The organism is Mesorhizobium sp. M2A.F.Ca.ET.067.02.1.1 (genome assembly GCF_004023285.1).
In the GTDB taxonomy this organism is placed as follows: domain Bacteria; phylum Pseudomonadota; class Alphaproteobacteria; order Rhizobiales; family Rhizobiaceae; genus Mesorhizobium.
This window is the reverse complement of sequence record NZ_RZSB01000501.1, coordinates 1-4474: the sequence shown is the minus strand read 5'-3', so window position 1 is coordinate 4474 and position 4474 is coordinate 1. Positions and strand designations below refer to the sequence as shown.

General features: G+C 63.4%; 4 protein-coding genes. 2 read left to right on the top strand and 2 right to left on the bottom strand.

The window, feature by feature from the left end; all coding sequences use genetic code 11:
- Both EOA28_RS26100 and EOA28_RS26095 read left to right on the top strand, forming a co-directional pair.
- Window positions 1-809: universal stress protein (locus EOA28_RS26100; protein ID WP_148670856.1), on the top strand; the 809-nt coding region annotated here is incomplete at its 5' end.
- Window positions 810-1492: 683 nt separating this feature from the next.
- Window positions 1493-1969 carry a plastocyanin/azurin family copper-binding protein gene (locus tag EOA28_RS26095; protein ID WP_245463186.1) on the top strand — a complete coding sequence of 159 codons (477 nt, stop codon included), beginning with the start codon at window positions 1493-1495 and terminating at the stop codon, window positions 1967-1969.
- 93 nt (window positions 1970-2062) lie between these two features.
- Here EOA28_RS26095 and EOA28_RS26090 read toward each other — a convergent pair whose 3' ends face one another.
- Together EOA28_RS26090 and EOA28_RS26085 are read right to left on the bottom strand one after the other, a co-directional pair.
- On the bottom strand, window positions 2063-2467 hold the full coding sequence (locus tag EOA28_RS26090) for a host attachment protein (RefSeq protein ID WP_127250917.1): 405 nt from the start codon (window positions 2465-2467) through the stop codon (window positions 2063-2065).
- 319 nt (window positions 2468-2786) lie between these two features.
- A partial coding sequence (locus EOA28_RS26085) for an AAA family ATPase (protein WP_128315437.1) occupies window positions 2787-4474 on the bottom strand: 1688 nt, incomplete at its 5' end.

Sequence of the window (4474 nt, the reverse complement as noted above, 5' to 3'; positions counted from 1 at the left end):
TCCTAAACCTCAACATCGACGGTCCGATCGAACCGGTAACGCGGATCGGCGTGAATCTCGCCAAGCGCTTTGACGCCCGTTTGATAGGGTTTTGCGCCGCGGATGCGCCGTTGCCGGTGACGATGGCGCCTGAGGGCGCGGCGATCGCCGCCGATATCTGGGAACAGTCGCGGGATGAGATCCGACGCCGCCTGACCAGCCTGAAAGGCGAGTTCGACGGCCTGGTGGCCGGAGCGGTCAAGACGGACTGGCATGGCGATATCGAAAATCCGAATCACGCCGTGGCCCGGAGAGCCCGCATGGCCGACATCGTCGTCACCAGCGCTTCCCAGGGCGCGTCGACGGGCGACTCCTACCGCACGGTCGATCCAGGATCGCTGGTGCTGCGCGCGGGCCGGCCGATCCTGGTCGCGGCTCAGGGCGCGATGGATTTGCCGGCTCGCAGGATCGTGGTGTCCTGGAAGGACACGCGTGAGGCCAGGCGGGCGGTGGCGGACGCTGTACCGCTTATGGCCATGGCCGAGGAAGTCACCATCGTCGCGGTCGATCGCAATCCGGACGACTGGACCAGGGACAGCGTCAAGGACGTGGCGAGCTTCCTGGCCGGTCACGGCATCAAGGCGCGCACCGAGATCATCAAGACGGCCGATGATGAAAGCAATCGCCTCGTCGATTTCTTCGCCTCGATGAATGCCGAGTTGATTGTGTCGGGCGCCTATGGGCATAGCCGGTTGAGGGAGTGGGTGTTCGGCGGCGTTACCCGCTCCTTGCTGGACGAGGTGTGGCTTAATCGGCTGATGTCGAACTGACGCCGCTGCTTATCCGCGCGGCGCTCTCGCGGTGAAGCATCGCTACCGCATGCAAGGGATGCGTGGATGCCGCTGCAGGCGACTATTTTTCGACGCATTGACCGAAATCAAATTCTTCGCATCGAAATCCTTCATATGTGGCGCAATCACCTACTTAAGGTAACGCCGCTCAATGAGAAATGCCGTCGCGAGGCTTGTCGACACCTGCAATGCTGAGAGAAGCAAGGGATCGGACTTTCCAACCATCTGGAGAGATGTGCTGAAGGCGCATCCCTGCGTGCTCGGGCAGCCGGTACAGGACAGCGGAGAGGACGGTCCGCTGCTGAGGATTCCCTTGATCACCGGCCAGGCCCTCGTGTTCCTGGGTTCGCATTTTTCCCTGTGGTAAGCTCCCGGTTGCCGGGTGGTCCTGACGGTTTGGCCGCATCCTGTCCAACTTGACGAGAATCAAGGTCGTTGCGTCCTGTCTTGGTCCCACCAGCAAACAGCAGGACGCTGCCGATCTCACGGGCGACTGCCTCCGCGCGTAGACATCGTCGACTGTGATGTTGATCGCCAACCGACCGGGCGTCGGGACCGTCAGCGGGTTGTCAGGCTGGGCTTGCTAGACAGCGCTCGCGGCCGATCATCTTTCCAAGCAGTCCGCCTTTGTGGTCGCCGGACGGCAGACAGGAGCACATTCGATGCAGTTTCTGAGAATTGGACTTGCGTTGACCACGCTGGCCGTTGCGGCGCCGGCGTTCGCGGATTCCACGGTCAACGTGAAATTATGGGACAAGAACGGCGACATGAACGCCGACGCCAAGATGGGGATGGGCATGCCGGCGAATATGAGCATGGCGATGATGAAGGTTCAGGTCGACAAGAAGGTCGTGCCGGCTGGCAAGGTGACCTTCGATGTGACCAACACCTCCAAGGCCACGGTCCATGAAATGATCGTCGTGCCCGTGGCGGACCCAAAAAAGACGACGCTGCCCTATATTTCGAACGAGAACCGTGTCGATGAGGATGCGGCGGGCCATCTGGGCGAGGTCTCGGAACTCGATCCGGGCAAGTCGGGTTCGCTGACGCTCGACCTCAAGCCAGGCTTCTACGCGGTCTTCTGCAACATCCCCGATCATTTCATGAACGGCATGTGGGCCACCATCAAGGTTCAGTAAGACGGCACCGAGCACGCCCGGCGACGAACCGCGGCGTGCTCGCCAAGCCAAGTGTGGTTGTGCCAATCAAAGGCGAACCGAGTGTCGATCCGGTCAGGCGGCTTCTATGGCGCTTTTGATCGACATCGCGGAATGCTTGACGAAGTCCTTGGCGATCTCGCCGACGAGTTTGGCGCTCAATGCCGGCTGATAGTGCCTCCGCATCTCACCAAGTGTGCGCGGATCGGCGATCAATAGTATATGCTCGCAGGCTTTCTCGCGGGCCTTCTGATTGAGATAGCTCGCGATCGACGCGGCAAAGTCGTCTTCGCCCAGCCGGGACTCGTCCGGATTGGCGGTTGAACTGCGATGCCTGCCGCCGGATCCGGCGTGGGCCACTTCAAGGACCGAATCCTCGACTTCGATCAGGTCAAGATGAGGTTCGTGCCCCTTGTTGTGAAACAGCCGAAGGCTCTCGCCATCCGTAACTGCGACGAGGGTGCCGTTATTCAGGATCATGTGTTTCTCCGAGGTCGGATCAGCCGAGCACTCCAGCGCCGTCCGATCATTTCACTTGCCATTGCCAGACAGGTAAGCCCCGATCCCCTCGCGTCGCTTTGACCTTGATCAAAGCCGGGCACGGCCATGAACGACCGGCTAAGTCGAGCAGAAGGCGGAATGCAGCGCCTCGATGACAGTCAGCACCTCCGGGCGGTGCCAGGCGATCGAATCCGTCGAAGCGCCCCCCTCGGCGTAGATCATGCCGGAGCATCAAAGCCGACGAACTTGGCATGCCGGACGGCGGCGCCGTCGAATCTTGACCCGCCGCGGCAAGGTCCTATTCGAAGGAGTAGGTGAATCCTTCCGGCGACGCACCCACGATGACTTTCGCCATCTTCTTGCCCTCGAGCGAGCGGTTGAGCACGCCGCGGCTGAGTTCCGGCAGCAGCGTGTTGGTCAGGATGGCGTCGATCATGCGCCCGCCGGACTCGATCTCGGTGCAGCGCGCCTTGACCAAATCCATCACGCCATCGCCGATCACCAGCTCGGCGTCGTTGGTTGCCTTGAGGCGCTTGGCGATCTTGCCGAACTGGTGCCGGGCGATCGCCTCGATCATCGCGTCCGACAGCGGATAATAGGGAATGGTGACGACGCGGCCGAGGAAAGCGGCCGGGAAGACCTTCAGCAGCGGCGCGCGCAGGGCCTGGTCGAGATCGTCGATGCCGGTCCGGACCGTGCCGTTCTTCGTCCGATCCATGATGACGTCTGAGCCGACATTCGAGGTAAGCAGGATCAGCGTGTTCTTGAAATCGATGCGACGGCCCTCGCTGTCGTCCATCATGCCCTTGTCGAAGACCTGGAAGAAGATCTCATGCACGTCGGGATGCGCTTTCTCGACCTCGTCGAGCAGGATCACCGAATAGGGTTTTCTGCGCACGGCCTCGGTCAGGATGCCGCCCTTGCCGTAGCCGACATAGCCGGGCGGCGCGCCCTTGAGCGTCGAGACCGTGTGGGCTTCCTGGAATTCCGACATGTTGATCGAGATGAGGTTCTGCTCGCCGCCATAGAGCGTCTCGGCCAGCGCCAGCGCGGTCTCGGTCTTGCCGACCCCGGAGGGGCCGCAGAGCAGGAACACGCCGACCGGCTTTTCCGGCGCGCCGAGGCCGGCGCGGCTGGTCTGCACGCGCCTGGCGATCATCTCCATTGCGTGATCCTGGCCGACGACGCGTTCGGACAGGGTGGCGGCGAGCTTCAGCGCCTTCTCGGTCTGGCTGGAGAGCATGCGTCCGGTCGGAATGCCGGTCCAATCCTGCACCACGGCGGCGACAGCGTTGCGGTCGACCGACGGCAGGATCAGCGGCGTCTCGCCCTGCGCGGCCGCAAGTTCCGCCATCAACTCGCGCAGCCTCGCCAGGTCGGCGGCGGCTTCATCCGCCGGCTCGGCGGAAACTGTTTCGGCCTTTGCGGCCTTTGCTCCTTTGGCCTTCGGGGTCTTGGCCTTCTTGGCCCCGGCAGCCGCGCCGTCGCCAGCCTTGCTCTCGGCAGCCTTTTGTTCGGGCGCCTTTGCCGCGCCGTGCCCGCTCTCGGTCCCGGCAGTCTCCTCAGCCGCCGCCTCGTCGAGCGGCACACCCTCGCCGCGCAGTTTGGCGCGCAGGTCGAGGATCTCAGCCACCAATGCCTTTTCCCGATCCCACCGCCCCTGGGCGGCGGCCAAACTCGTCTCGGTTTCCGCCAGCCCGGCATCGACACGGGCCTGCCGGTCGGAGACGTCGATGCCGATCGCCGCTTCGCGGCCGATGATGCCGCTTTCGACCTCCAGCGCCTGGCGGCGGCGCAGGATGTCCTCGACCTCGGCCGGCGTCGCATGCTGCGAGACGGCGACGCGGGCGCAGGCGGTGTCGAGTAGGCTGACCGCCTTGTCCGGCAGCTGGCGCGCCGGGATATAGCGGTGCGAAAGCGAGACCGCCGCCTCGATCGCCTCGTCCAGGATTTGCACCTTATGGTGCTGCTCCAGCACGCCGGCGA

What these genes read in the sequence shown, in the direction of transcription:
- EOA28_RS26095 (WP_245463186.1), top strand. Translation starts at nt 1,493, where the DNA reads ATGCAGTTTCTGAGAATTGGACTTGCGTTGACCACGCTGGCCGTTGCG.
- EOA28_RS26090 (WP_127250917.1), bottom strand. Translation starts at nt 2,467, where the DNA reads ATGATCCTGAATAACGGCACCCTCGTCGCAGTTACGGATGGCGAGAGC.